Genomic DNA, 4,124 nt, shown 5'->3' with positions numbered 1-4,124 from the left:
GGGCGAGCGCGCCGAGACCCACGCCCGTCGATCTCTTGACCTGCTCGGCGCGAAACCCGGCCAGTACGTACAGATCGGCGGCACCTACAACGCCCTGTGCCGGGCGCTCCTACGCCGGCGGCAGCCCGTACCCGAGCAGGCCGCGATAGCCGTCAGGCAGGCGCTCGAGGCCCTCGAAGGACAGCCGAGCCGTACCGTGATCCAAACAGCGGGTCAGTTCCAGCGCGAGATGGACCGGCGCTGGCCCGAGCTCCCCGCCGTTCAAGACCTCGGCGAGGTCCTGGTTTCCAGCCGGAAGGCGTTGGCACCGGCATCGATGTGACAGCAGTCAGTGGCCGAGGACGCGGCGGAGAATCTGGTCTACGCGTTGCCGCGCCTCTGGCGGGATGGGCCCGAGCCTGTGGGACAGGCCAGCGGTCGGGATCCATGCGATCAGTTCGGGTAACACCGTGGCGGGGATTGGATCGGTGATCCCCACATCGGCGGCGTAATCGTCATGAGGCAGGGGATCGCCCGGGATGACCGGGCAGGTGATGACTCGCCCGGTGCCGGCGCCGTTGTACATGTCAGCCGAGACGATCAGTACGTAGGTCGGCACGTCGGCGCGCGCCCAGACCTCACCCTGCTGCACGCTGGCGCAGTTCCTCCAGGCAGGCGAACTCGCTGTCCAGATACTCCGGAGTCACGCCGAGAGCGGCGTTGCGCACCTGCTGCCGAGCGAACCGGGCGGTCCAGATTGCCTCTGTCAGGGTCTTGTCCACCCAGGCCGACAAGGTGAGCCCGGCGGCAGCGGCCTGGGTGCGAGCCTCCTCCAGCGTCGCGGCCCGTACAGACACGTTGAGATTCGGCATGTCACACAGCATAAGACGGTTCATCGCATGGCCGGAAGCCACGAACGAACAGCGGCCGGCGTGATCCGATCCGGATCACGCCGGCATCGCTCTTGATCAGAGCGCTTCGGTGCGTTTCGCGCTGGTGACCTTGCAAACGATCTTCGAGCGGGCAGGGATGTCGTCCGTACCCTGCGCCGCCTGCACGGTCTTCTGGCCGGGCGCCAGTGAGCTGACGAATGCGACACCCTCTCCGTACTGGGTGGACCCGTCCGCCGACTGGAACGAGACGGTCACGGAGTAAGAACTCGCCTTGCCGGACTTATTGGTGATGGTGAGCGTGGCCTTCGGCCATCCCAGAGTCGAGTCCCTCGCGCAGCCGGTCACCTGTACATCCTCGGGATGTTCGAACAGTCGGTCGTCGGTCGCAGGTTCGGCCTGCGACGTCTGTTCGGTCTGGCTCGGCTGTGTGGCCGTACCCGCCGGCGGCGCCTGGTTCGACCGGGTTGCGGCGCTCGTCGGCGTGGCCTGCTCCGCCAGGCTCGACGTCGCGCTCGTCGACGTAGTGCTCTTGCTGCCGCCGTTGGCGACCGTAACGACGATGATCAAGGCGATGAATACGCCGAACCCGATCAGGATTTTCTTGCCCAGGCCGCTCTTCTTTTGCGGCGGCGCTGGCGGGCCGTAGCCCGAAGGTGGGCCGTACTGCTGACCGTCTGCCATGAGGTCCCCCCTGGATGGTGGCAGTGACCTGGGCATCCTGCCGTATTGCCACACACCGGACACGCAACGCATCATCATGATGTGCCGTTATCTGCGAGCCCGACCGGCCCTCACCATCAGGACCCCTACACCGGCGGCCGGGTGTCCCATCCCGACCCGGGCGGCGGCTCCGCTCTCCTTACATGCGCCGGGCCCCTGCCGCGGTGGAGAAGGGTGCGGCAGGGGCCCGGAGTCTGGTGGGTCAGATGTCGAACTCGCCGTCCTTGGCGCCGTCGAGGAACGCCCGCCACTCCTCCTTCGAGAACGGCATCACGACGCCCGCACGGTTGTTCGAGTCACGGACCAGGACACCTGTCGAGACCTTGGCCACCTCGACACACATCCCGCCAGCGCCGTTGCTGTAGCTGGAGGTGCTCCAGGGCAGGGTGTCGAGATCGAAGGTGGTCAGGTCGGGCTTGATGTGGTTGCGGCCCTCGGGCATGGCGGTCCTTTCGGGTGGGGCACCGGCTCGGTAGCTTCGCACCCGCCCCCGTGCGGGTGCGGGCGGCCCACCGGCCGGCGCCGTCTGTGGGGTTCCGTGGGGGTGACGGAGGCGGGGTGTGGGTGGGCCGCCCCCGTCACCCCCACATCAGCCGGGCGTGGGGAACGGTGGGCCCGCGATCCGGCATGGGACGACCTGGTAGTCGCCCAGGCTGGCGGTGCGAGCCCACCAGTCCGCGGCCTGCGCCGTGCCGAACCAGCAGGTGACCTCTGCGGGCGTGCGCGCCGAGGTGTCGAGGTGCACCACCGCGTACAGCAGCGGCGGGGCTTCGACGTCGGAGCCCGGTGTGGTCTCCGGGAGTGGGGCGCTCCTCCCTGGCGTGCACGCGGTCACCGTGAGGGATCGGCTGGGTCGCCGGGCGCCCGGCGCAGGTCCGCAAAGGGGAGCGGGCACGGACTCGCCCTCCTCTGCGTTCCTGTTCGGCCGGCCTGTCCGGCGAGATCCATACGATCATGATCGGGTCGCGTTGTGCAGTGGGGGATGTTTCATCTGCCACGGGGGGTGTGTAATTACCCCCCCCCGCAGTTTTTCGATTCAGTCCGAAGATCGTGCGATCGGAATCGCGGATGGTGCGATAGGCAGGACCAATCGCACCATAGGTTGCTGTTATCGCGACAATTATGTATTTGGGCGAATTCTTTATCTAGATTGAAACAATCGTCGGACGACGATTGCCGCATTGACTCGCCCGCTCCCCGCCCACCGTGTAGGCACATGTCCCCTACGCGCAGATGTATAGGGGGTAGCGGGGGGATGTTGTTGTGTTGATAGAGATCGGACCAGTCCGCACGGCTGCGGTGGTCCAGCGCGACGAATGCGAGCTCACGCTGGTCATGCGGGCAGGCTCGCTGCCACCCGACGATCTGCACGCCTTACGCAGCGTCCTGGCAGGCGTGCACGGCCACCTCGGGGCCGACGACACGAGCCCGCGCTGCTGCCCGCGACCGCGACTGTGGGCACTGTCCGCATACGTCGTCCGTCGGGCGTCGTCCGTCGCGCGACGGACCGCGACAGCCAAGTGGGCACGTCACAGCGCCCACCCGCCAGCTCCACGTCGTCCGTCATGGCGACGGACGACGGACGACGATTACCCGGAGTGACCGCCGTCGGATAGATCCACGTGGGCGTAGATGCCGCGGCGGAGGCGACGGGCACGGCCGTCGCGTACGTCCTCAGCCAGCCACGCGGCCGCGGTCTGCCGGGTTGTGGTGTAACCCTCCGCGCGCAACCGCTCCGCGAGCGCCTCGGGCCCGATCCCATCCGATCCGGCCTCGTGCAGGAGCTCGCCGGCGCGCACGCGGGCGGTCGGCGGCGTCGGCTCCCCGTCGTCGAATTGGGCGACGAGTGCCGCGAACTCCTCGTCGACCGAGGCCTGGTCGTGGTCGCCGGCCGGACCCTGCTCGGCGTCCAGGCGTTCGGCGCGCAGCCGGGCGGCAGTCGCGTCCATGCGCTCGACCGCCGCGCCCATGTCCGCGTCGTCCCCGCCTGCTGGAACCGGGGGATTGCCGCTGCCGGATGCTCCGACGGGGACGGTCGCGGCCGCGGGACTCGCCTCCAGAAGCCAGGCGACGCGCTCCCGTGTCCATCGGTGGGCGTACGCCTCGCCGGCGATGATCGCGGACGGCTCGTCCAGCGCGGGCCGCCGCCCGGCCACTGCGACCGCCGTGCGGCGGATCATCTGAGGTGTCAGTCGGTACGACTGGAACGGCCGGGGCTTCGCGCCGTCCTGACTGACCAGCCCGTTACCCGGGTAGGGCGTGTCCTCCGGGCTCAACCCTTTGGCGTCGTCGAAGAGCTTTCCGATCTCTTCCCGTTCCTGGGTTTTCATCATGATCTGCAGCGCGGATTGGACGCGGGCGTCGATGCCGCCCAGGGCATTCCCGATCGCACGCAGATTCGACTGGACGATGTTGACACCCTCTGCGCGGCATTCCTCCTGGATCGAGAGGAGGACCTGGCCGAGTTCTTGACGGGCCCGCGACGCGGCATCCCCGGTGATGCTCTTCCCCTCGTCCACGACGATCGTGATC

6 protein-coding genes and 2 pseudogenes are annotated in these 4,124 nt (G+C 68.3%); 2 read left to right on the top strand and 6 right to left on the bottom strand.

What is annotated here, in order from left to right; all coding sequences use genetic code 11:
* Positions 1-322, top strand: a pseudogene (locus tag U9980_RS17925) (XRE family transcriptional regulator); the annotation flags it as partial.
* 6 nt (positions 323-328) lie between these two features.
* Here U9980_RS17925 and U9980_RS17920 read toward each other — a convergent pair.
* The 5 genes from U9980_RS17920 to U9980_RS17900 all read right to left on the bottom strand — a co-directional run bounded on the left by U9980_RS17920 (position 329) and on the right by U9980_RS17900 (position 2,487).
* Positions 329-631, bottom strand: coding sequence for a type II toxin-antitoxin system PemK/MazF family toxin (locus U9980_RS17920; RefSeq protein ID WP_322768971.1), 303 nt, complete (start codon positions 629-631; stop codon positions 329-331).
* Entirely contained in the window at positions 618-851 is a 234-nt protein-coding gene (locus U9980_RS17915) for a hypothetical protein (protein ID WP_322768970.1), read from the bottom strand. The genes U9980_RS17920 and U9980_RS17915 overlap by 14 nt, the downstream gene beginning before the upstream one ends.
* Positions 852-947: 96 nt before the next feature.
* Positions 948-1,553, bottom strand: coding sequence for a hypothetical protein (locus U9980_RS17910; RefSeq protein WP_322768969.1), 606 nt, complete (start codon positions 1,551-1,553; stop codon positions 948-950).
* A gap of 241 nt (positions 1,554-1,794) precedes the next feature.
* The gene (locus tag U9980_RS17905) at positions 1,795-2,034 is read right to left on the bottom strand and encodes a DUF397 domain-containing protein (protein WP_322768968.1); all 240 of its coding nucleotides are present in this window, start codon (positions 2,032-2,034) and stop codon (positions 1,795-1,797) included.
* 147 nt (positions 2,035-2,181) lie between these two features.
* Complete coding sequence (locus U9980_RS17900; protein ID WP_322768967.1) at positions 2,182-2,487, bottom strand: hypothetical protein; 306 nt, start codon at positions 2,485-2,487, stop codon at positions 2,182-2,184.
* Between the two features lie 368 nt (positions 2,488-2,855).
* Here U9980_RS17900 and U9980_RS17895 point away from each other — a divergent pair, with 368 nt between their 5' ends.
* The gene (locus U9980_RS17895) at positions 2,856-3,194 is read left to right on the top strand and encodes a hypothetical protein (protein ID WP_322768966.1); all 339 of its coding nucleotides are present in this window, start codon (positions 2,856-2,858) and stop codon (positions 3,192-3,194) included.
* On the opposite strand, the pseudogene U9980_RS17890 reads toward U9980_RS17895, so the two are convergent.
* Positions 3,182-4,124, bottom strand: a pseudogene (locus U9980_RS17890) (hypothetical protein); the annotation flags it as partial. The gene U9980_RS17895 and the pseudogene U9980_RS17890 sit on opposite strands and share 13 nt — an antisense overlap.

Source organism: Protofrankia sp. Cr1, assembly GCF_963555865.1.
In the GTDB taxonomy this organism is placed as follows: Bacteria; Actinomycetota; Actinomycetes; order Frankiales; family Frankiaceae; genus Protofrankia.
The sequence above is the reverse complement of the archived record's forward strand: the minus strand, read 5'-3'. Positions and strand labels throughout refer to the sequence as shown.

Coding starts and splice junctions, on each gene's coding strand:
- U9980_RS17915 (WP_322768970.1), bottom strand. CDS start 851: ATGCCGAATCTCAACGTGTCTGTACGGGCCGCGACGCTGGAGGAGGCT.
- U9980_RS17910 (WP_322768969.1), bottom strand. CDS start 1,553: ATGGCAGACGGTCAGCAGTACGGCCCACCTTCGGGCTACGGCCCGCCA.
- U9980_RS17905 (WP_322768968.1), bottom strand. CDS start 2,034: ATGCCCGAGGGCCGCAACCACATCAAGCCCGACCTGACCACCTTCGAT.